The organism is Streptomyces sp. NPDC006476 (assembly GCF_040612015.1).
Taxonomy (GTDB): domain Bacteria; phylum Actinomycetota; class Actinomycetes; order Streptomycetales; family Streptomycetaceae; genus Streptomyces; species Streptomyces griseorubiginosus_B.
On record NZ_JBEXPK010000016.1, the window covers coordinates 98207 to 119499 of the forward strand.

The 21293-nt window shown below is 71.9% G+C and carries 22 protein-coding genes; 6 read left to right on the forward strand and 16 right to left on the reverse strand.

Annotated features, from left to right (window positions below):
• Positions 1 to 15 precede the first annotated feature (15 nt).
• Complete coding sequence (locus ABZZ74_RS19790; protein WP_356766553.1) at positions 16 to 864, reverse strand: enoyl-CoA hydratase-related protein; 849 nt, start codon at positions 862 to 864, stop codon at positions 16 to 18.
• Between the two features lie 4 nt (positions 865 to 868).
• A complete protein-coding gene (locus tag ABZZ74_RS19795) occupies positions 869 to 1396 on the reverse strand; it encodes a PaaI family thioesterase (RefSeq protein WP_356766555.1) in 528 nt (175 codons plus the stop codon).
• 145 nt (positions 1397 to 1541) lie between these two features.
• Between ABZZ74_RS19795 and ABZZ74_RS19800 the strand changes: the two genes are divergently transcribed.
• Positions 1542 to 2738: a CoA transferase gene (locus ABZZ74_RS19800; protein WP_356766557.1), complete on the forward strand. Its 1197-nt coding sequence runs from the start codon at positions 1542 to 1544 to the stop codon at positions 2736 to 2738.
• Positions 2739 to 2748: 10 nt separating this feature from the next.
• Here the strand turns inward: ABZZ74_RS19800 and ABZZ74_RS19805 are convergent, their stop codons facing one another.
• Genes ABZZ74_RS19805 through ABZZ74_RS19820 form a run of 4 tightly spaced genes read right to left on the reverse strand, consistent with a single transcriptional unit; the run spans position 2749 to position 6337 of the window.
• Complete coding sequence (locus tag ABZZ74_RS19805; RefSeq protein ID WP_356766559.1) at positions 2749 to 3504, reverse strand: SDR family oxidoreductase; 756 nt, start codon at positions 3502 to 3504, stop codon at positions 2749 to 2751.
• Positions 3504 to 4016 (reverse strand): nuclear transport factor 2 family protein, encoded by a 513-nt coding sequence (locus ABZZ74_RS19810; RefSeq protein WP_356766561.1) that lies wholly within the window; start codon positions 4014 to 4016, stop codon positions 3504 to 3506. Before ABZZ74_RS19810 ends, ABZZ74_RS19805 begins: the two co-directional genes overlap by 1 nt.
• Entirely contained in the window at positions 4013 to 5191 is a 1179-nt protein-coding gene (locus tag ABZZ74_RS19815) for an acyl-CoA dehydrogenase family protein (protein ID WP_356766563.1), read from the reverse strand. The genes ABZZ74_RS19810 and ABZZ74_RS19815 overlap by 4 nt, the downstream gene beginning before the upstream one ends.
• Before the next feature lie 27 nt (positions 5192 to 5218).
• Positions 5219 to 6337 carry an acyl-CoA dehydrogenase family protein gene (locus ABZZ74_RS19820; protein ID WP_356766565.1) on the reverse strand — a complete coding sequence of 373 codons (1119 nt, stop codon included), beginning with the start codon at positions 6335 to 6337 and terminating at the stop codon, positions 5219 to 5221.
• Between the two features lie 108 nt (positions 6338 to 6445).
• On the opposite strand from ABZZ74_RS19820, the gene ABZZ74_RS19825 reads away from it, so the two are divergent.
• The gene (locus ABZZ74_RS19825; protein ID WP_356766567.1) at positions 6446 to 7267 is read left to right on the forward strand and encodes an enoyl-CoA hydratase/isomerase family protein; all 822 of its coding nucleotides are present in this window, start codon (positions 6446 to 6448) and stop codon (positions 7265 to 7267) included.
• A gap of 25 nt (positions 7268 to 7292) precedes the next feature.
• Complete coding sequence (locus tag ABZZ74_RS19830; protein ID WP_356766569.1) at positions 7293 to 7793, forward strand: MaoC/PaaZ C-terminal domain-containing protein; 501 nt, start codon at positions 7293 to 7295, stop codon at positions 7791 to 7793.
• Here ABZZ74_RS19830 and ABZZ74_RS19835 read toward each other — a convergent pair.
• Positions 7772 to 9172, reverse strand: a complete 1401-nt coding sequence (locus ABZZ74_RS19835) for a family 1 glycosylhydrolase (protein WP_356766571.1) — start codon at positions 9170 to 9172, stop codon at positions 7772 to 7774. The two genes, ABZZ74_RS19830 and ABZZ74_RS19835, sit on opposite strands and share 22 nt — an antisense overlap.
• A 132-nt stretch (positions 9173 to 9304) precedes the next feature.
• Positions 9305 to 10171 carry a crotonase/enoyl-CoA hydratase family protein gene (locus ABZZ74_RS19840; RefSeq protein WP_356766573.1) on the reverse strand — a complete coding sequence of 289 codons (867 nt, stop codon included), beginning with the start codon at positions 10169 to 10171 and terminating at the stop codon, positions 9305 to 9307.
• Between the two features lie 96 nt (positions 10172 to 10267).
• Between ABZZ74_RS19840 and ABZZ74_RS19845 the strand changes: the two genes are divergently transcribed.
• From ABZZ74_RS19845 to ABZZ74_RS19855, 3 genes are read left to right on the forward strand one after another with little or no spacing between them, the layout of a single operon-like run.
• Positions 10268 to 11035, forward strand: a complete 768-nt coding sequence (locus ABZZ74_RS19845; RefSeq protein WP_356766575.1) for an enoyl-CoA hydratase/isomerase family protein — start codon at positions 10268 to 10270, stop codon at positions 11033 to 11035.
• Between the two features lie 18 nt (positions 11036 to 11053).
• Positions 11054 to 12190 carry an acyl-CoA dehydrogenase family protein gene (locus ABZZ74_RS19850; protein WP_356766577.1) on the forward strand — a complete coding sequence of 379 codons (1137 nt, stop codon included), beginning with the start codon at positions 11054 to 11056 and terminating at the stop codon, positions 12188 to 12190.
• Positions 12187 to 13209, forward strand: coding sequence for an LLM class F420-dependent oxidoreductase (locus tag ABZZ74_RS19855; protein WP_356766579.1), 1023 nt, complete (start codon positions 12187 to 12189; stop codon positions 13207 to 13209). Before ABZZ74_RS19850 ends, ABZZ74_RS19855 begins: the two co-directional genes overlap by 4 nt.
• Before the next feature lie 3 nt (positions 13210 to 13212).
• Here ABZZ74_RS19855 and ABZZ74_RS19860 read toward each other — a convergent pair whose 3' ends face one another.
• From ABZZ74_RS19860 to ABZZ74_RS19895, 8 genes are all read right to left on the reverse strand, one after another.
• Positions 13213 to 13989, reverse strand: a complete 777-nt coding sequence (locus ABZZ74_RS19860; protein ID WP_356766581.1) for an FCD domain-containing protein — start codon at positions 13987 to 13989, stop codon at positions 13213 to 13215.
• 86 nt (positions 13990 to 14075) lie between these two features.
• Entirely contained in the window at positions 14076 to 14669 is a 594-nt protein-coding gene (locus tag ABZZ74_RS19865; protein WP_356766583.1) for an ATP/GTP-binding protein, read from the reverse strand.
• Entirely contained in the window at positions 14650 to 15018 is a 369-nt protein-coding gene (locus ABZZ74_RS19870) for a DUF742 domain-containing protein (RefSeq protein WP_356766727.1), read from the reverse strand. The genes ABZZ74_RS19865 and ABZZ74_RS19870 overlap by 20 nt, the downstream gene beginning before the upstream one ends.
• A 17-nt stretch (positions 15019 to 15035) precedes the next feature.
• The gene (locus ABZZ74_RS19875; RefSeq protein WP_208778139.1) at positions 15036 to 15470 is read right to left on the reverse strand and encodes a roadblock/LC7 domain-containing protein; all 435 of its coding nucleotides are present in this window, start codon (positions 15468 to 15470) and stop codon (positions 15036 to 15038) included.
• A 2-nt stretch (positions 15471 to 15472) separates the two neighbouring features.
• A complete protein-coding gene (locus tag ABZZ74_RS19880; RefSeq protein WP_356766585.1) occupies positions 15473 to 17995 on the reverse strand; it encodes a nitrate- and nitrite sensing domain-containing protein in 2523 nt (840 codons plus the stop codon).
• 134 nt (positions 17996 to 18129) lie between these two features.
• Positions 18130 to 18549 carry an OB-fold domain-containing protein gene (locus ABZZ74_RS19885; protein ID WP_356766587.1) on the reverse strand — a complete coding sequence of 140 codons (420 nt, stop codon included), beginning with the start codon at positions 18547 to 18549 and terminating at the stop codon, positions 18130 to 18132.
• Complete coding sequence (locus tag ABZZ74_RS19890; protein WP_356766589.1) at positions 18546 to 19706, reverse strand: thiolase family protein; 1161 nt, start codon at positions 19704 to 19706, stop codon at positions 18546 to 18548. The genes ABZZ74_RS19885 and ABZZ74_RS19890 overlap by 4 nt, the downstream gene beginning before the upstream one ends.
• Positions 19703 to 21277 (reverse strand): AMP-binding protein, encoded by a 1575-nt coding sequence (locus ABZZ74_RS19895; RefSeq protein WP_356766591.1) that lies wholly within the window; start codon positions 21275 to 21277, stop codon positions 19703 to 19705. The genes ABZZ74_RS19890 and ABZZ74_RS19895 overlap by 4 nt, the downstream gene beginning before the upstream one ends.
• Positions 21278 to 21293 lie beyond the last annotated feature (16 nt).

Consider the following 21293-nt stretch of genomic DNA (forward strand, 5'->3'; position numbering starts at 1 on the left):
CGAAGACCTCCTCGGTCAGTACGGCAGGAACGCGTCGCGGGTGGCCTCGTCGGGGTCGAAGTCCGGCGGCAGGCCCTCGAACTTCGGCTCCCGCTTCTCCATGAAGCTCGCCACGCCCTCCCGGAAGTCGGGCGAGCCCGCGAAGAACTCCATGGCGGAGTAGGAGCGGGCCAGCGCGTCGGTGAAGGTGCGGTCCAGGTCGCCGTACACCTGGTGGCGTACGACGGCCATGGCGCGCGGGGAGCAGTTGCGGGCGATGTCCCGGGCGTAGGCGCGGGCGGCGTCCAGCAGGTCCTCGGGTTCGACGACCCGGCTGACGAGGCCGAGGGCCTTGGCCTCGTCGGCGTCGAAGACCCGGCCGGACAGCAGCAGGTCGAGCGCGTTCTCCAGGCCGACGACGCGCGGCAGCACGTACGGCAGGTTGTACTCGCCGGCCAGACCGCGCCGGGTGAAGGCGGTGGTGAAACGGGCCCCGCGGGCGGCGAAGCGGACGTCGCAGATCAGCGCCTGGACCAGTCCGATGCCCGCGCAGGCGCCGTTGACGGCGGCGACCATCGGCTTGGGCAGGGTGCGCCTGCTGTACATGGGGACGCGGGCCTGGAGGTTGAGGGACTGACCCGGCTGGGCGTTCTGTTCCAGGCGCTGTACGTCCATCCCGGGACAGAAGGCCTTGCCCGCGCCGGTGACGATCACGACCCGGACGCCCGGGTCCTGCGCGGCCTCGTCGAGGAGCGCGAAGAAGCGGCGCTCCATGGGGATGCTCCAGGCGTTCCTTCGCTCGGGCCGGTTGAGGGTGACGGTGGCGACACCGTCCTCGTCGACCTCGTACAGCACCAGGTCGTCCTGGGCGGGTTCCTCGGTCATGCGGTCACTCCTCCGTCAGGGAGTCGATGGGGGCGAGGTGGTCGAGGGGATCGTGGGGATCGATCGGGTCGCCGACGCCGGGCCGTTCCCCGGAGATGCTCACCACCACCTGACCCCGCGCGCACAGGCGCCCGTCGGTCAGCACGTCGACGTCCGCGAAGTGCAGCCTGCGGCCGCGCCGCACGCAGCGCGCGTGGGCGACGGCCTCCTGGCCGCGGGCGGGGGCGAGGTACTGCACGGACATCGAGACGGTGCTGAGCCGGCTCCCGTGGGTGAAGTCGTGTCCGGCGATGACGGCTCCGGCGCCGGCGGTGTCGATGAGCGCCGAGATGACACCGCCGTGGAAGACGTCCTCGTGGGCGGAGAGGGACTCGGCGTAGGGCAGCACGATCTCCACGGCCTCCGCGTCCCAGCGGGTCACCCGGATGCGGCAGTGCCGGTTGAAGGCGACCCCGCGCTCCCAGCGGGCCCGGAACCACACCCGGCGTTCGCGCTGTTCCTGTTCGGTGAGGGTCCTCGCCGCGACGGTCATCAGCACGCCCTCCGGTCCCGGCCGGTCGGCCGATCCATATAGTTACATGATTTGGATAGTTGAGCAATCAAGCGGGTATCACTCCAACCGCTAGATGTATTATTTATATAACTCATTGGCTGTCTGTGAACAGAGGGGGACCTCGATGCCGTCGACCGCCCTGGCCGGGATCCGCGTCCTGGACCTGTCCCGCGTCCTCGCCGCTCCCCTGGCCACCCAACTGCTGGCCGACCTGGGGGCCGAGGTGATCAAGGTCGAGCGCCCCGGTACGGGTGACGACTCCCGTACGTACGGACCCCCGTTCGCCCCCGGCACGGACACCGCCGCCTTCTACCTCTCCTGCAACCGCAACAAGCGGTCGGTCACCGTCAACCACGCCACCGCCGAGGGGCAGGAGGTGATCCGTGCCCTCGCCGCCCGGTCGGACGTGCTGGTCGAGAACTTCCGCACGGGCACGCTGGCGAAGTACGGCCTCGACGCGGAGAGCCTGCGGGAGCTGAACCCCCGGCTCGTCTACCTCTCGGTGACGGGCTTCGGCCAGACCGGTCCGTACGCCGAACGTCCGGGCTACGACGGCATCTTCCAGGCCATGTCGGGGATGATGAGCGTCTCCGGGCACCCCGAGGAGCCGATGAAGGTCGGCGTCAGCATGGTCGACATCCTCACCGGCCTGTACGCCGCGACGGCCGTGCTGGCGGCCCTGCGGCACCGGGACGCGACCGGCGAGGGCCAGTTCATCGACCTCTCCCTGCTGGACTGCGGACTGGCCTCGCTCTCCCACTTCGCGATGAACTACCTGGTCTCCGGTGAGGTACCGGCCCGGCGCGGCAACGGCGGCTACGGCGGCATCCCCTCCCAGGCCTTCCAGTGCGCGGACAAGCCGCTCTTCCTGGTGGCCGGCAACGACAAGCAGTTCGCCGCCTTCTGCGCGGCGGCCGACCGCACCGACCTGCTCCAGGACCCCCGGTTCGCCACCACGTCCGCGCGCATCGCCCACCGCGAGGAGATCCTGCCGGTGCTGGAGGCGGTCATGCGCACCCGGACCCGGGACGAGTGGCTGGCCGTACTCGACGAACACGACGTCCCCGCGGGGCCGTTCAACGAGATGCCCGAGGTCTTCGCCGATCCGCAGATACGGCACCGGGAGATGCTGGTCGAGGTCGAGGACCCGGTGTCGGGGCGGCTGCCACTGCTCGCCAATCCGATCCGGTTCGCGGCGACACCGGTCGAGGGGTACGCCCCGCCACCGGCGTTGGGCGAGCACACCGCCGAAGTGCTGGCCGAGGTGGCGGGATTGACGGAGGATCAGGTCCGCGGGTTGCGCGGTCGGGGCGTCGTCTGACGCGCCGCCCCTATCCGATCAGGGTCCGGCCGCCCTCCAGCATCAGCGTGGCACCGGTCAGATAGGCCATGTCGTCGCTGACCAGCGCGGCCACCGCCCGCCCGATGTCCGTCTCCGGGTCTCCCATCCGGCCCAGCGGGATGCCGGCCACCACCTGCTCGGCCTTCTCCGGATGGGCGTCGAAGTACTCCTCGGCCGCCGGGCTCAGCGCGGCCGGGCAGACGACGTTCACCCGGATCCCGTACGGTCCCCACTCCCGCGCGGCGACACGGCTCAGCCCCCGGATGGCCTCCTTGGCCATCGCGTAGGACGCGAACCCCGCCTCGCCCAGCACCGCGGCCGACGAACCGAGGTTGACGACGCTGCCGCGCCTCGCCTTCAGATGTGGCAGCGCCGCCTGCATCGCGTGGAAGGAAGCCAACGGACCGCTGCGATAGGCGAGTTCGACGTCGTCGAACGACGTCTGCTCCAGACGGCGCTGTACGGAGCTCTGCGCGTTGTTGACGAGCACGTCGAGGCCGCCGAACTCGCGGACCGTCTCCGCCACCATGCGTTCGACGTCGGCCCGTTCGCCCACGTCCCCCACGACGGTGTGCACCCGCCCGCCGCGCTCGGCGATCACCCGCGCGGTGTCCTTGAGTCTGCCCTCGGTCCGGCCCGTGATCACCACGGCCGCCCCCTCGGCCGCCAGCGCGAGCGCGATGCCGCGGCCCACGCCCTGTCCGCCGCCCGTGACCAGGGCGGTCTTCCCCGCCAGCCGCCGCATCACGACTCCTTCCAGAAGGATCCCCAGGAGGGGAAGGCGTCCGGCAGCGCCGGTTCCCCGGCGCCCTCCCAGCCGGCGAATCCCACCTGCTGCGGGCGCTCGGTCACGTCGGCCGCGTACCAGTGCTGCTCGCGGCGCCGGGAGAAGAACCACTCGCCGTCCACGCGCGCGTAGTCGTCGAGGTAGCGGATGGCCATGACGATCCACCGCTCCCCCACCTCGTGCTCGGCGCGGCAGTAGACGGAGCCGGTGGCCGTGTCACGGCCGGTGAACTCGATCCGGTGGCCGCACACCTGGTGGACGGACCGGCGAAAGCCCCGGACGAGGGGTTCGATGTACGTCCGCAGCGCCTCCCGCCCCTGGCCGTGGCGCCCCATGTCCACATCGGGCCGGAAGCAGCCGGTCCAGGCGTCGAGGTCGCGGGCGTCCACGGCCAGGGCGTACCGCACGGGCAGCTGCTGGATGGCGAGGTGGGACTCGACGCGGTCGAGACGGTCCTCGATCGGCGTCATGGCCGCGGCTCCTTCGGCAGGCCCAGGATCTGCTCGCCGATGATGTTGCGCTGGATCTCGCTGGACCCGCCGTAGATCGTCTCTGCCAGGGACAGCAGGAAGGAACGCTGCCGGGTGTCCAGGCCGTAGTCCGCGCCGACGATCTGCCCGGCCGGGCCCGCCAACTCCTGTGCGAGGTGGCCGAGTTGCTGATGCCGGGTCGAGGCGTACAGCTTGGCCGTGGTGGCCTGGGCACCCGGGGTGCGGCCCGCGGTGAGTTCGGCGAGGGTGCGCAGGTTGGTGGTGCGCATGACGCGCACGGAGATCCAGGCGTCGACGATGCGGCGGCGCAGCATCGGGTCGTCGAGCGCGCCGCGCTCCCGGGCCAGCTCGATCAGCGACTCGGCCTCCCGCTCGAAGGTGAGCTGCTGGGGCAGGAGCGTGGTGCCGCGTTCGATGCCGAGCGTGGCCATCGCCGTGCGCCAGCCCTGGCCGACCTCGCCGACGACCATGCCGGCGCCGGTGCGCGCGTCGGAGAGGAACACCTCCGCGAACTCGTCCTGGCCGGCGAGGTTGCGGATGGGGCGGATCTCCACACCGGGCTGGTCGGTGGGCAGGAGCAGCATGGTCAGCCCCTTGTGCCGGACGGAGTCCGGGTCGGTGCGGGCGAGGACGTAGAGCCAGTCGGCGTGCATACCGAAGGACGTCCACACCTTCTGTCCGCTCACCACCCACGCCTCGCCGTCGCGCTCGGCACGGGTGCGCACCGAGGCCAGGTCGGAGCCGGCGCCGGGTTCGCTGAAGCCCTGGCCCCACAGCTCCTCGACAGCGAGGATCGGCGGCAGGAACCGCTTCTTCTGCTCCTCGCCGCCCACCTTGAGCAGCATGGGGCCGAGCAGGTCGAGGGCGTTGCCGGTGGCCCGGTAGGGGGCGTTCGCGCGGGCGTACTCGTACTCGAAGACGATCTCCTCGAGGAGTCCGAGCCCTCTGCCGCCGTACTCCCGCGGCCAGCCCACGCCCAGCCACCCCCCGGCGGACAGCTCGCGGTCCCAGGCCAGGCGGACCTCCCAGGCCGCGCCGTCGGTGGGGCCGCCGACGCCCCGGTGCTCGGCGAACTCCCCCACCAGATGGTCCGCCAGCCAGTCCCGCAGTTCCTCGCGGAAGTCACGCACCGCGGGTCCGAAGTCCAGCTCCATGTCCGCTTCTCCCTTCTCCTGGAGATCTCAGATGCCGAGCCGGGCGGCGAGCAGTTCCCGGTGGTACGACGGTGTGCCGAGCAGCACCTCGGAGCTCTTGGCGCGCTTGAAGTACAGGTGCGCGGGGTGCTCCCAGGTGAAGCCGATGCCGCCGTGGACCTGGATGCTGTCGCCGGCCACCTTGGTGAACGCCTCCGAGCAGAAGGCCTGCGCCAGGGCGGCGGCGACGGCGGTCTCCGTCTCGTCCCCGGCGTCCAGCGCCCACAGCCCGGCGTACGCGGCCGAGCGGGCGGACTCGATCTCCACCAGCATGTCGGCGCACTTGTGCTTGACCCCCTGGAAGGAGCCGATGGGCCGCCCGTACTGCACCCGGATGCGCGCGTAGTCCACGGCGGCGTCGAGCGCTGCGGCCGCTCCCCCTACCTGTTCGGCGGCGAGCAGGACCGAGGCCGTGGCCAGGGCGCGTTCGAGAACGGGCCACGCCGCGCCCTCGGCACCGATCAGACGGGCCGGGGTGTCGGCGAACTCCAGGCGGGCCTGTTTGCGGGTCTGGTCGAGGGTGGGCAGAGGGGCGCGGGTGAGGCCCGGCGCGTCGGCGGCGACCGCGAAGAGGCTGACGCCCGCGGGAGTGCGGGCGGCGACCAGGAGCAGGTCGGCGAGCAGGCCGTCGGGGACGTAGGTCTTGGCGCCGGTCAGCCGCCAGCCGCCGGGGGTGTGGTGGGTGGTGAGACGGATACCGGGCTCGTCCCAGCGGCCGCTGTCCTCGGTGAGCGCCAGGGTGGCGATCGTCGCGCCGGAGGCGATGCCCGGCAGCAGGTCGGCCCGCGCCTGGTCGTCGGGGCAGCGCAGCAGGGTCTCGGCGGCCAGGGCGACGGTGGCGAAGTACGGCTCGCACAGCAGCGCGCGGCCCGCCTCCTCGAAGACGACGCCGAGTTCGACATAGCCGAAGCCCGAGCCGCCGTACTCCTCCGGTACGGCGAGCCCTTGCAGGCCCAGCTCGCCGGCCATCCGCCGCCAGACGACGGCGTCGTGGCCGCGCGGGTCGGCGGACAGCCGACGCACGGCCGCCTCGTCGGAGTACTTGGACAGGAAGGACCGTACGACCGAGCGCAGTTCGTCCTGTTCCTCGCTGAAGGTGAGATCCATGCCGGACTTCCCGTCCTCGCTACGACGCGGCTGCCGAACGCTTGCCGCTCTCCGCTCGATACAGTTAGATAATTATAGTATCCGCACTGATTACGCCAGGAGCGCGACGTGACCGATCCCTATGCCCCGTTCACGAGCCTGACCTTCGAGCGGCCCGCGTCCGGCGTGCTGCGTGTCGTGCTCGACGCTCCGAACCTCAACGCGGTGGACCCGCGGATGCACGGCGAACTGGCCGACATCTGGCCGGTGATCGACCGGGACGAGCTGACCCGGGCGGTGCTGGTCCAGGGGGCGGGCCGGGCGTTCTCCGCGGGCGGGACCTTCGACTCGATCCAGGCCCTGACCGAGGACCACGCGGTGCGCGCCCGGGTGATGCGCGAGGCGCGGGACATGGTGTACGGGGTCATGAACTGCTCCAAGCCGGTGGTCTCCGCGATCCACGGGCCGGCCGTGGGGGCCGGGCTGGTCATCGGCATGCTGGCGGACATTTCGATCGCGGCCCGCACGGCGAAGATCGTCGACGGACACACCCGCCTCGGGGTCGCGGCCGGGGACCACGCGGCCATCTGCTGGCCCCTGCTGTGCGGCATGGCCAAGGCCAAGTACTACCTGCTGACCTGCGAGGCCCTCACGGGTGAGGAGGCCGAGCGGATCGGACTGGTGTCGAAGTGCGTGGCCGACGAGGAGGTGCACGCCGAGGCGCTGCGCGTGGCGAAGGTCCTGGCCGCCGGTCCCGCGAGCGCGATCAGCTGGACCAAGCGGTCCCTCAACCACTGGTACCGCACCGCCCAGCCCGCCTTCGAGGCCTCGCTGGGCCTTGAGTTCTTCGGGTTCGCGGGCCACGAGGTCGTCGAGGGCCTGGCGGCCCATCGCGACAAGCGCTCCCCGGACTTCGCGGCCGTGGCCGAGAAGCACCCGCTCGACCTGTGACGACGCCACCGAAAGGATCCGACCCATGACCGCGCAGGACACGACGACCGACATCCCGCCCCTGGTGAAGGGGCTGACCTACGAGGAGATGCCGGTCGGGCAGGTCTTCCGGACCGCCCGCCGGACCGTCACCGAGACCGACCTGGTCAACTTCGTCACCTGGGGCGGCTTCACCGAGCCGCTGTTCTGGGACGCCACGCACGCGGCGGAGGGCGGTTACACGGGCCGGCTGGTACCCGGCGGCCTGACGTACTGCCTCGCCGAGGGCCTCGTCCTGCAGACGAACGTCCTGCACGGAACGGGCCTCGCCTTCCTGCACATGGAACTGACCGTGCACGGGCCGGTGTACGTCGGCGACACGCTGTACGCCGTCGTGGAGACCACCGGCTCGCGCCCCTCCAGCAAGCCCGGCCGGGGCGTGGTGACCAGCCGGGTCACCGTGCGCAACCAGCGGGACGAGGACGTGCTGGTCTACTGCCCGGTACGGCTGATCCGGGGCCGGAACTACGAGGCGCCGGCGCCCTGAGCGGGGGTCACCAGGGTCAGGCCGGTCCGCGGGCCGTCGGCGGGCGGGGCGGCGAAGGCTCCGCCGCGCACCCAGTCGGACGGCATCGCGGGCCGGGGCGCGAGCTCGTGGTCGGGGACGGCCATCGCGTACAGGCGGGTGTAGCGGAACTTGGCCTCCAGATTGTCCAGGACCGACCAGTACTCGTAGCCGCACACCTCCACTCCGGCGTCGACGAGCCCCGCCAGCCAGGAGAGCCGGGCGCGCAGCAGCGCCCGGCGCCGGGTGTCGTCGCGGTTGCCCGCGCCGTCGACCAGGTCCAGGTCGCCCATGCCGTTGTCGACGACGGACAGCGGGGGCAGCAGGTCCCCGTACAGGTCCCACAGGCCCGCGACGGCGTCGGCGAGCCCCTCGGGGATGATGGGCCAGCCGTAGGCGGTGGTCTCCACCTCGTCGAAGGGGACGATCGCGAAGCCGAGGCCGACGAGCAGCCGGTTGACCTCGTTGAGGGCGCTGCGGCACTTCGCGCTCGGCAGCACCCGGGGCAGGTTCTCGGGCGCGGTGACGCGGAACGGCGTGTGCCAGGAGACGGCCAGCAGGTCCTGGGCGGTGGTGATGACGTCCAGGTCGCCGGGGCGTACGCAGCCGGTGGCCGGCACGGGCGCGAGGTCGTCCTCGGTCACCATGTGCTCGCCGAGCAGCAGCGGGTCGAGGAAGATGCGGTTGGTCCAGCTCTCCAGGCGCTCCAGGGCGAGCCGGTCGTAGGGGTCGTCGGTGGCCGGGTAGCCGCCCACGAGGGTGACCGTGGTCCCGATGCGGCCTGCGGCACCCGCGGCACGCAGGGCCTGGGTGGCGAGTCCGTTGGCGAGGAGGATGTGGTGGACCGCGGGGAGACCGGCGCGGCCCGCGCCGCGGCCCGGTGAGTACATTCCGGCCACATGGTCGGCGAGGGTGGGCCCGGCCAGGTCGGTGGAGGTGATCCAGCGTTCCACCCGGTCGCCGAAGCGGCGGCCCAGCTCGGCGGCGTACGCGGCGAAGTGCTCGGCGGTGTCGCGGGCGAGCCAGCCTCCGGCGTCGTCCAGCCAGGAAGGCAGCGTGCGGTCGACCAGGGTGAGAGCGGGCCGCTTCCCCTGGGTGAGCAGGGCGTCGAGCGCGCGCTCGCACCGGTCCAGTGCCCGCCGGTCCCAGCTTCCCGGGCCGTCGGGCTGGAGCAGCGGCCAGCCCGCGACCATGCGGTGGGTGTCCGCGGTGACGCCGAGCAGGTGCCGGATGTCGTCGGTCCACTGTCCGAAGTGCCCGCCGCGCTCCTGTGCGGGCGGCTGCGGGGCCGCGACGGTGTCCGCGGTGGCGACCCCCCAGTCGACTCCGCGCAGCGATTCATGCAGGAAACCATCGCTCATGGTTACCGTCCAGGCGGTCAATGGTTTAGCGCATTCAACTGAATGTCCGCCGACCGGACGCTAACACTTCATGCAAAGCACGACAATGTTTCGGCCACATCTCGTCGGTATGTAAAGCGTGTGGACCGCCGGCTACTCCCCGAACGGCCGGAATTCCTCCTCCCCCCACCAGGGGTACACGGCCGGCATGTCCTTGCTCACCAGGCCGGGGAAGGCGGGCGGCCGCTTGGCGAGGAACGACTCGACGCCCTCGACGGGGTCCGGGCCGCCGCCGATCTGGCTCATGATCCGTGAGTCGAGCCGGTGCGCGGTCATCGGGTGGGGCTCACCGAGCATGCGCCACATCATCTGACGGGACAGGGCGACGGAGACCGCCGAGGTGTTCTCGGCGATCTCCCGGGCCAGGGCGTACGCCGCCGGGAGCAGCTCCTCCGGCGGGTGGACGGAGCGGACCAGCCCCGCCGCCAGTGCCTCCTCGGGGCCGAAGACGCGGCCGGTGGCCACCCACTCCATGGCCCGCTGCATGCCGACCGCCCGGGGCAGGAACCAGCTCGCGGCGGACTCGGGCACGATGCCGCGACGGGCGAAGACGAAGCCGAACTTCGCGGTCGTCGACGCCAGCCGGATGTCCATGGGCAGGGTCATGCTGGCCCCGACACCCGCCGCCGGGCCGTTGATCGCCGCGATGACCGGTTTGGTGCTGGCGAAGATCCGCAGCGCGACCCGGCCGCCGGTGTCCCGGTGCCAGGCGCCCGCCTTGCGGTGGTCGAACGACGAACCGCCGGAACTGACGTCGGCGCCCGCGCAGAAACCGCGTCCGGCGCCGGTCACCACGATCACCCGCACTTCGTCGTCCGCGTCCGCCGCGTCCAGGACGTCGAGCAGGTCCTGCATCATGCGCGGGTTGAAGGCGTTGAGCCTCTCCGGCCGGTCGAGGGTGACCGTGAGGATCCGGTCGGCCAGCTCGGCCCGTACGGTCTCGTACTCCCGCTGCGGCATGCGCGTCCTCCGTCACTCCGCGACCCGGTTTCCAGAAAGCTTAATTAGTTATAGCATTCAACTCTAATGACGGATCCCTGGACGAGGGCGGCGAAGATGACGGATCTGGTGGTGACGGCCGTCGGGCCCATCCGGCTGGTCGAGCTGAACCGGCCCGAGCAGCTGAACGCGATGAGCGACGAGCTGCACTCCGGCCTCGCGTCGGTGTGGGCCGACCTCGCCGCCGATCCGGAGGCACGGGTGATCGTCCTGACGGGGCGCGGACGGGCGTTCAGCGCCGGCGGCAACCTCGACACCATGACCCGCGTCCAGCGCGACGGCGCCTTCCGGCAGCGGCAGGTCGACGAGGCGCGCGGGATCATCACCGGCCTGGTCCGCTGCCCCCTGCCCGTCGTCGCGGCGGTCAACGGCCCCGCCGTGGGCCTCGGTTGCAGTCTCGCCCTGCTCAGCGACCTCGTGCTGATCGCCGACGACACGTACGTCGCCGACCCGCACGTCCAGGTCGGACTGGTCGCGGGCGACGGCGGCGCGTACGTGCTGCCGCTGCTCGTGGGCCTGACCCGGGCGAAGGAGCTGCTCTTCCTGGGCGAACGGGTGAGCGCCGAGGACGCGGTCCGGCTCGGCATCGCCAACCGCGCCGTGCCCAGGGACAAGCTCATGGACGAGGCCATGGACCTGGCCGGACGGCTGGCGGCCCTGCCCGCGCAGGCCCTGCGCGAGACCAAGCGCGCCGTCAACCGGCATCTGGAGCAGGCCCTCGACACGGTGATGGAGCCGGCCCTGCTCGCCGAGCGGGAGACCATGCACGCACCGGACCACATCGCCGCCGTCGAGCGCATCATCGCCGCACGCGGCCGCCGCTGAACCGCAGAGGAGCACGGGATGGACTTCGCGTTCAGCGAGGAGCAGGAGGAACTCGGCCGCACGGTACGGGCGTTCCTCACGGCCACCTCGCCGGAGACCGAGGTACGGCGTCTGATGGAGACCGCCGAGGGCTTCGACCGGGCGCTGTGGCGCCGGATGGGCACGGAGCTGGGCCTGCAGGGGCTCGCCGTGCCCGAGGAGTACGGCGGGGCCGGGTGCGGGCCGGTCGAGGTGGGCGTGGTCATGGAGGAGACGGGCCGCGCCCTGCTGTGCGCGCCCATCCTGTCCTCCGCCGTCCTGGCGACGACCACGCTGCTGCGCTGCGCCGACGAGGAGGCGCGCAAGCGTCTGCTGCCGGGGCTGGCGGCAGGAGAGCTCGTCGCGACGCTGGCCCTGACCGAGGACTCGGCACGCTGGGACGCGGCGGGGGTCGGGCTCACCGCCCGTGAGTCCGGCGGCAGTTGGCTGCTGACCGGGCACAAGACGTTCGTGCTCGACGGTGCGGCCGCCGATGTCGTGCTCACCGTGGCGCGCGCCGCCGACGGGATCGGCGTCTTCGTGGTGGACGGTGACGCGCCCGGTCTGACGCGTGCGCCGCTGCCCACCCTGGACCCGACCCGCCGGCAGGCCCGCCTGGAGTACCTCGAGGTTCCGGCGACCCGGCTGCGGACGCACGGCGACGGCTGGGACCTGGTCGCCCAGGTCCTGGACCGGGCCGTCGTCGCACTGGCCGCCGAGCAGGTCGGGGTGGCCTCCCGCGCGCTCGACATGGCGGTGGAGTACGCCAAGGTCCGCCATCAGTTCGGGCGGGCGATCGGCTCCTTCCAGGCCGTCAAGCATCTGCTGGCCGACGTCCTGCTGGAGGTCGAGTCGGCGCGCGCCGCCGCGCACTACGCCCTGCTCGCCGCCGAGAACGACGCCCCGGACCTGCCCGCCGTGGCGAGCCTGGCCAAGGCGTTCTGCTCCGACGCGTGTGTGCGGGCGACGGCGGACAACATCCAGGTCCACGGCGGTATCGGCTTCACCTGGGAACACCCGGCCCACCTCTATCTGAAGCGGGCCAAGACGTCACAGCTGCTGTTCGGCGATCCCGCGTACCATCGCGAACTGCTCGCACAGCGCATCGGCATGGAAGCGGGCGAAGGAGCGGCATGAAGGTCGACGGCAAGCTCAACGTGTGGAGCACGGCGGAGGTCGTGGAGGAGGCCCGCCATCACGAGAAGGCGGGATACGACGGGCTGTGGGCCTCGGAGTCCAAACACGACCCGTTCCTGCCCCTGCTGCTGGCCGCCGAGCACACCGACCGGCTGGAGGTCGGCACCGCCATCGCGGTGGCCTTCGCCCGCTCCCCCATGCAACTGGCGTACACCGCACACGACTTGCAGACGTACTCCGGTGGGCGCTTCTCGCTCGGCCTGGGCAGCCAGATCAAGCCGCACATCGAGCGGCGCTTCGCGATGCCGTGGAGCCGGCCCGCCGCCCGCATGCGGGAGTACGTCAGCGCGCTGCGCGCCATCTGGGCCGCCTGGAACGAGGGCGAACGGCTGGACTTCCGCGGCGACTTCTACTCGCACACGCTGATGTCCCCGTTCTTCTCCCCGCCGCCCGCCACCGGCGGCGCGCCCAAGGTGTTCGTGGCCGCCGTCGGGGAGGCGATGACGCGGGTCGCGGGCGAGGTGGCCGACGGTCTGCTCGCCCACGGCTTCACCACCGAGCGGTATCTGCGCGAGGTCACCCTGCCGACCGTCGAGGCGGGACTTGCGTCCTCGGGCCGCACCCGCGCCGACTTCTCCGTCTCCCATCTGCTGCTGACCGCGACCGGCGGGACGGAGGAGGAGATGGCCCGCGCGATCGACGGCACCCGCGCCCAGGTCGCCTTCTACGGCAGCACGCCCGCCTACCGCGGGGTCCTGGAGCTGCACGGCTGGGGCGAACTCGGTGACGAACTGCACGCGTTGTCGACGTCCCGGCGCGAGGACAAGTGGGAGGCGATGACCCGGCTCGTCGACGACGAGGTCCTGGGCACCTTCGCGGTGGTGGCGGAGCCGGATCGGGTGGCGGGCGAGATCCGGCGCCGGTACGGGGCGCTGGTCGACCGCGTGTCCTTCTACACCGCCTACGAGACCCGTGCCGAGGTGTGGGAGCCGATCGTGGCGGAACTGCGCGAGAGCTGACCGTCAGCCGAGCAGGTCCAGGACGGTGGTCATGGACCTGCTCTGCAGCAGATAGTCCTCCGCCTCCTGCAGATGCAGGTGCCACAGCTCCTCGGCGGCCTCGGCGCGGCGCGCGGCCACCAGGTCCACGAGCGCGCCGTGCGCCCGGAAGCCCCGGCGGTTGGCCCGGATGTTCTCCGGGCTGCCGGCGTCGAGGTCGACGTGGGACCAGTTCGCCTGGTCGATGATGTGGCGGACCATGCCGTTGAGGACGCCGAGCGTCTCGTTGCCCGCGAGTTCCACGACCAGGGCGTGGAACTCCATGTGGGCGCGGATGAAGGCCGAGGGGTCGTCCATGAGCCGCTCGGCCTCGGCGACGGCGGCCCGCAGTCTGCGCAGGTCCTCGTCGGTGCGCCGCTCGGCCAGCAGACCCGCGCACGGCGCCTCGATCACCGTACGGGCGTCGTACACGTCCTTCAGCGTCGTGCCCCGGTACTCCAGCACCAGACCGGCGTAGCGGGCGGCCACCGTGCCCTCCGGGACCTGGACCCGCGCCCCGCCCCGGGCGCCCCGGCGCACGTCGATCAGCGACTCCGACTCCAGCACCCGGAACGCCTCGCGCAGGGTGGGCCGGGAGACGGCGAACTCCTCCATCAGTGCCGTCTCGGACGGCAGCGCGTCCCCCTCCACGAGCTCACCGCGCACGATCATGCGGCGCAGCCGTGCCGCGACCAGTTCCGCCATCTTGGGGACCCGGACCTGGGCGCCGCCGATCCCGCCGCGTCTCCCGGTCTCACTCATCGCGGGGACCACCTCCGTCCGGCCGGCAGGCGCGCGGCGCGCCTCAACCTGGTGGACCCCATTCTAGAACTAGATAACTATTTAAGCTAGGTAATCGAGTTAGTCCGAATGAGGTGATCGGCCAGCGTCACCAACAGATCGCGGCCGACCGACCGTTCGCGCATGTCACCCATCATCAGCGGGACTTCGGGATCGAGGTCGAGCGCCTCGCGTACCTCCCGCTCACCGCGGTCCCGACGCCCGTGGAAACAGTTAACGCCGACCACGAAGGGGATGCGGCGGCTCTCGAAGAAGTCGATGGAGGCGAAGCTGGTCTCCAGTCTGCGGGTGTCGGCCAGGACGACCGCGCCCAGGGCGCCGTGCACCAGGTCGTTCCACATGAACCAGAAGCGCTCCTGGCCGGGCGTGCCGAAGAGGTAGACCACCAGCCGGGGACTGACCATGATGCGGCCGAAGTCCATGGCGACGGTGGTCGTCGACTTGCGCTCGACGCCCTCGACGTCGTCGACGCCGACACTGGCCACGGTGAGGTACTCCTCGGTGCGCAGCGGCGCCACCTCACTCACCGCGCCGACCAGGGTCGTCTTGCCGACGCCGAAACCGCCGGCCACGAGGATCTTGACGGCGGCTGGAGCCGCGCCCAGGGTGTGCGGCGCGAGGTCAAAGTCTGCGGAGGCCATCCCTCACCGCCCGAAGTAGGTTCATGTCCATGGTGCTTCCTGCCGCGACTGCGAGCGGCGGACGGGCGGCCACCCTGCCGAGGGCCACCAGGTCGTCGATCAGAATCTTCGCCACCGAGATCGGCAGATCCAGCGCGGAGGCGATCTCGGCCACCGCCGCCGGCGTACGGCACTGCCGCAGGATGGCGCGGTGCTCGGGTTGCAGACCGCGCGAGGACCGGCCGGGAACCTCCGGCTCGACGGTGGTCACGAGGGTGATCAGGGTCAGGTCGTCACGGGCGGGGGCGGTGCGGCCCTGGGTGATCGTGTAGGGCCGGACGGACTGGGTGTCCGCGTCGTCCGCCTCCATGCCGTCCGTCCAGTGGCTCACTCACGTACACCGCCCTCGACGCCGGGCATGACGACGCGTGCCTCCGCGCCGAGGCGCCGGCCCACCTGCTGCATGAGGGTGTGCATGGCCACGGCCATCAGCTCGGCGTCCACCTCCTGCGAGGCGACGACGGCCAGGTGCGTACCCCGGCCCGCGGCGGAGACGAACAGCCACAGGTCGGCCAGCTCGACGATCACCTGGTGCACCGGGCCGCCGTCGAAGAGTGTCCCGACCCCGCGGGCCAGGCTCTGCTGGCCGGTCGCCACGGCGGCGAGTCGCTCCGCGTCGCCACGGGCGATGGTGCTGGACTGGCTCACCACCAGACCGTCGTCGGACAGCACGATGGCGTGCCGGGTGCCCGGGACCTGTTCGACGAGGCCGTCCAGCAGCCAGTCGAGATCCTGATGAGTGGCGGTCGTGCGCAGTGTCATGGTCAGTCTTCCGTCGGGAAACTTCTGCGGGTCGGCAAGGTGTCTGCGGCGTCGTGGGCTGTGGGACTCGTACTCCTGGCCATACGGGACTGGCGCTGGAAGGCGCCGACGGTGGCGCCGGAACGGGCCGGCGTGGGCCGGGGGCCGGCCCCCCGCTCGTCGGGTCGCTCCCGCGCGGCCGCGCCCGGGTCGCGCAACTCGTCGACGAGGCTGGCCTGGCGCACGCGTTTGGGCAGCGGTTGCACCGTTGCGTGGGCCGCGGTCCATGGCGCCGCGCCGACCGTGTCCGGTGCCGTGTGGGTCGGCGGTGGGCCGAACGGCTGGGACGGGAGACGGCGGCGCGGTGGGCGGACCACCTCCGATCCCTCGCTCGGGCCCGGTGCGGCGGATGGCGGTGGGCCGGTCCGCGGTCTGTCCCGCGGGACGGCCTGGCCGGTCGGTACGCCGTTCGTGGCCGGCCGGTGCGCGTTCAGGTCCGGACCGTGCGCCTCCCCCGGTCCTGCCTCCGCGGCCGACGTGACCAGGTCGGGGACCGGCGGCCAGGACGCGACGACCTCCTCCGCGGGCCCCGAGGCGTCGACGACGACCAGTTCGTCGGGGATGAGGACGACCACCCGGGTCCCGCCGAACGCCGAGGGCCGCAGCTCCACCTGGATACCGAGGCCCTGCGCCAGCCGGGCGACGACGTACAGCCCGAGCCTGACGTCGTCGGCCCGCGACATCACGTCCATGCGGGGCGGGTCGGCCATCATCAGGTTGACCGCCTCGTACTGCGCGTCGTCCATGCCCACCCCGCGGTCCTCGATCTCCACCGCGAGACCGCGCCCGACCTGGGCGGCGTACACCTCCACCGGGGTCGGCGGCCGGGAGAAGCCCACCGCGTTCTCCATGAGCTCGGCCAGGACGTGGATGACGAGACCGACGGCACGCTCGGACAGCCAGACCCGGCCCTGCACCTCGATCTGGATCCGCCGGTAGTCCTGCACCTCGCTCTGGGCGGAGCGCAGCACGTCCAGCACCAGCACCGGCTTGCGCCAGCGCCGTTGGGGCTGGCCGCCGCCGAGGATGACCAGGTTCTCCTCGTAGCGGCGCAGCCTCGCGGTGAGGTGGTCGAGGTCGAAGAGGTCCTCCAGCACCTCGGGGTCCTCGTGCTTGCGTTCCAGTTCGCTGAGCTTCTTCATCTGCAGGCCGATGAGCAGCTGGGTACGGCGGGCGATGCGCTGCAGCAGCTTCTCGAATCCGTGGAGCTGGCCCACCTGGGCCACCGTGGTGTCGAGGGCGGTGTGACGGGCGAGGTTGAGGGCCTGGCCCAGCTGCCCGAGCTCGTCGCCGCTGTGCCGGATCGCCGGGAGTTCGGCGTCCGGGTCGACGACCTCGCCCCGGCGCATGCGGTCCACCACGTCCGGCAGCCGGCTCTGCAGGTCCAGGGCCGCTGTGCGCAGGGCGGAGATCCGGCGGCGCAGCACCCGGGTGAAGAGGACGGTGATCAGGGCGACCACGAACACGGCGACGGCGTTGCTGACGCTGGTGACGATCAGCCGGGTCTCCATCGCCCGCAACTGCTTGTCCGTGGCGGCCGTGAGGGTCTTGGCGTAGGCGGCGTTGCGCTGCTCAAGCCCCGCGGTGACCTGCTGGACGCTGTCGCGCCAGGTCCGGCCGAGCCCCTTGGAGAACGGGTCCGGGTCCTTTCCGGAGGCGGAGTCCGCGAGCACGGCCTGTTCGACGGCGGTCTTCTTCTTCCACGCGCTGCCCGCCATGAGCTCGCGGAACTGCCGCGCCTCGTCGTCCGAGAGCAGCGGCACGACCTTGTCGTCGAAGATGAACTGCTGGGCGCCGATCCAGGCGGCGAGCTGTCCCCGGTCGGTCCCGGAGAGCCTGCCGGTGACCGAGGCGCGGGTGAGCAGCGCGTCCTGTCGCGAGATCATCTCCATGCCCCAGTCCTCGTCGATGACCGGGCGGACGAGGTGGTCGATGCCGGGCAGGCCGACGGTGCTGAGCGTGTTGAACACCTTCAGGTGCAGGGAGATCAGACCCGTGTAGCGGTCGAACGTCTGCTGCGGCGAGGAGGTCCGCCCGTCCACGCCCGCGCGGTAGTCGGCCAGGTTCCGCAGGGCTCTGCTCAGGTCGACGACGTCGCCGCGGATGTCGGCCGGCGCGTTCCACCCCCTGCCGGGCAGCGCCTCGACGGCCTTGACGGCCGCGTCGGTGCGGGCCCGCTGTGTGCGCAGCTGCTGCTGGAACGCGGCGGGGTCGGCCAGGGCCGCCTCGCTGAGCCGGCGTTCCTCCTGCAGGGAGAAGAAGGCGCCCAGGACCGGCCGGGCCGCCTGGGTGGACACGTCGTTGCGGTCCTGCTGGCGCCGCCAGTCGGTGTAGAGCTGCGCGGAGTCGACCGCCCACAGCGCCACCAGGGTCACGATGGGCACCAGGGCCAGGACGAGCAGGACCGTACGCAGCGCCGGCTGCCGTTCGGCTCCGGGTTCCCGCCTGCCGCCCTGTCTCTTCGACGCTCGCGCATGCACTGCCACTTCAGGTCCTCAGCGATGCTCACAGAGGCGGGTCACCCCAGCGGTGCCCGCGCGATGCGGGTGATGGTATCCCCGAAAACCGTTAACTAAATATACTGAGAGCAATCAGTGTTTAAATTATGATGAGGCGGCAGTCATTCCGTGATCGACGGGGACGGTCGGTCGTCCGGTACGAAGTACGGCAATGTGATCTCGTCGGTGAGGGCGCGGAAGTCCACTCGGACGCGCAGCCCGATGACGACGTCCCCGGGGTCGCCCGCGTCCACGTGCGCCAGCAGGGCGGCCCCGTCGTCGAGGTCGATCACGGCCAGTGCGAAGGGGGTGTCGAAGCCGGGGCCGGGGGCCCGGTGGACGACGGTCACCGAGTAGACGGTTCCCCGGCCCGCGCTGGGCGCGTACCGCCAGTCGCGCGCCATGCAGCCGGGGCAGGCGGGTTCGGGGACGAAGAAGCGCAGACCGCAGGTCGGGCAGTGCGGGACGACCAGCTCGCCGCGCCGAGCCGCCTCCCAGAACGGCCGGGACAGCTGCGTCGGGACGGGTACGGGCCGGCTCATCGCGTCCTCCCCAGCACGCTCATCTCGTAATGCTGCGCTCCTGAACCGGCGTTGCCGACGACCGCCAGCTCCGCGCCCTCCACCTGGTGCACGGCCGTGCCGCGCAACTGCCGTACGGCTTCGACGACTTTGAGGGTCATCTGCTGGGTGCCGTTCCAGGCGTACGCCAGGCAGCCGCCGTCCGGGTTGACCGGGTGCTTGCCGCCGACGGCGATGGCGCCGCTCGCGGCCAGCGGGCCGCCCTCGCCCTCGCCGCACAGGCCGAGGATCTCCAACTGGCGGATGACCTCGAAGGAGTTGGGGTCGTAGAGGGAGAACACGTCCACGTCGTGCGGGCCGATGCCGGCCATCGCGTAGGCGCGCTCGGCGGCCTCCCGCCCGAGCCCGCCGACCTCCCGGTACAGCGCCGGGTTGGCGTACGCGGCCTGGTGGTACTGCATGCCGCCGCCGAGGACGGCGACGGGCGGGTGCGGCAGGTCCCGGGCCCGCTCGGCGGTGGTCACGACGAGCGCCGCGCCGCCCTCGCCGACGATGCAGCAGTCCAGCAGATGGAAGGGGGTGGCCACCATGCGGGAGGCGAGCACGTCGTCGGCGGTGTACGGGCCGCGCCCGTACATCATCGCCTCCGGGTTGGTGGTGCCGTTGTTGCGGATGGTGGCGGCGACCTCCGCGAGCTGGCGGGAGGTCGTGCCGTACTCGTGCATGTGCCGGGCGGCCACCAGGGCGAACTGTGCGACGACATAGCTGCCCCACACGTCCGCGAACTCCAGCGCCACCCCGGCCCCGACGGGGCCCGTCCCCCGCGAGACCAGCTTGCAGCCGCCGACCACGACGGTGTCGGCGAACCCCGCCCGCACGGCCGCCGCCGCCTTCAGCAGGCCGCGCGAGCCCGCGTTGTCGAGCATGGAGTCGCTGGCCCAGCGCAGGTCCCGGCCCAGCATGCGCGCCCAGGAGCTGCCCTCGCCGGGTACGCCGCCGGGGCCGGGCCAGTCGACCTGGGCGCCGTCGACGTCCGACGGCGCCAGCCCGGCGTCCGCGAGCGCGCCGCTCACCGCTTCGAGCGCGAGGTCCATGGCGTCCCGGTCCGGGAGGGACAGTGCCTGTTCGGTGGCGTACACGCCGACGACGACCGGCAGGCGGCGGTCCGCGGGGTTCATCGTCCCGCGCCGAGCGTGTCGCCGCCCGGGTAACCACCGCCGCCGAAGCGCTCGTCGAGCGCCTCGTAGTCCTTCGCGAAGTCCTTCGTGCGGGGCAGCACGTCGACGAACTCCACCGTCTTGGGCTTCTTGTACGAGGCGATCCGCGCCCGGCAGTGCTCGACCACGTCCTCGGCGGTGACCGGTCCGGCGTCGGCGTGCAGCACCACGACGGCCTTGACGTCCTGCGCCCAGCGCTCGTTGGGCACGCCGATCACGGCGGCCTCCTTCACCGCCGGATGGGACTCGATGCAGTTCTCCACCTCGGCGGGGAAGATGTTCTCCGCGGCGGACTTGAGCATGCGGGTGGTCGTGCCGAGGAAGCTGATCGTGCCGTCGGCCTCGCGGCGGCCGAGGTCGGTGGTGTGCCACCAGCCGAAGCGGAAGCGCTCCTCGTTGATCTCGGGCCGGTTCCAGTAGCCGAGGTGCACGAGGTCCCCGCGGACGCAGATCTCACCGGCCACCCCGGTCGCGCACTCCGCGCCGGCGCTGTCGAGGACGCGCACGGCGGTGCCGGGGCCGGGGCGTCCGGCGTTGCCGGTGCCCGTGCCGCCGTAGGCGCCCGTCACGGCGAAGCCGGTCACCTCGGTCTGTCCGTAACCGCGGCCCTCGCCACCGCCGTTGCGGGTGAAGCGGCTGGTGTCGGTGGGCACGGTGCCCTGCCACAGGGGTGCGGCGACGCTCGCCCGCAGATGCGAGAGGTCGTGCCCGGCCTCGCGGTTCAGCGCGACGAGCTGCGCGATGGTCGGCGGCATCAGGTAGGCGTGGGTGCACTTCTCGGCGGCCAGCAGCGGCAGCAGCTCCTCGGCGACGACCCGGCGCACGATGACGTTCTTGCCGCCGTGGACGAAGGCCGGGACGCCCCAGAACTGGTAGTTGCCGATGTGGAACATGGGCCCGGCGCCGAGGAAGGCGGTCTCCGTGCCGATGTCCCCCATCCAGGCGGCGCCCGCGCCCATGGCGAGGAGGTTGCGGTGCGAGAGCATCGAGCCGGACTGGCGTCCGGAGATCGCCGCCGTGTAGATGACGAGCAGCGCCGTGTCGGGGTCGACGTCGACATCCGGGTCCTCGGGCGAACCTGCGGCCAGGAAGGACTCGTACGAGTCGGGCCCCTCGGTGTCGTGCCGCAGCCACAACGCCCGGTGGTCGCTGCCGAGTTCGGCGCGCGCCTTGCCGACGGTGTCGCCGATCTCCTCGTCCTGCCAGACGACGACCCGGGGGTCGAAGTCCTCGACGGCGAAGGCCATTTCGGGGGCCGCCCAGCGCCAGTAGCCGGGGCAGACCATGGCACCGGTCTTCGCGGCGGCACCGAGCAGCTCCCAGATGCGGAAGGAGTTCTGGCCCAGCCACAGGATGCGGTCGCCGGGGCCGACGCCCGCCTCGGTGAGGGCGTTGGCGAGGCGGTTGGTGCGCTCGTCGAGCTGCGGCCAGGTCAGCCGGATGTCGCCGTCGACGAGGGCTACGCCGTCGGGGTAGGACCTGCGGTGCTCGCGGATGAGGTCGCCGAACGTCAGGCGGCGGGCGGGATTCACGGTGTTTCGCTCCTGT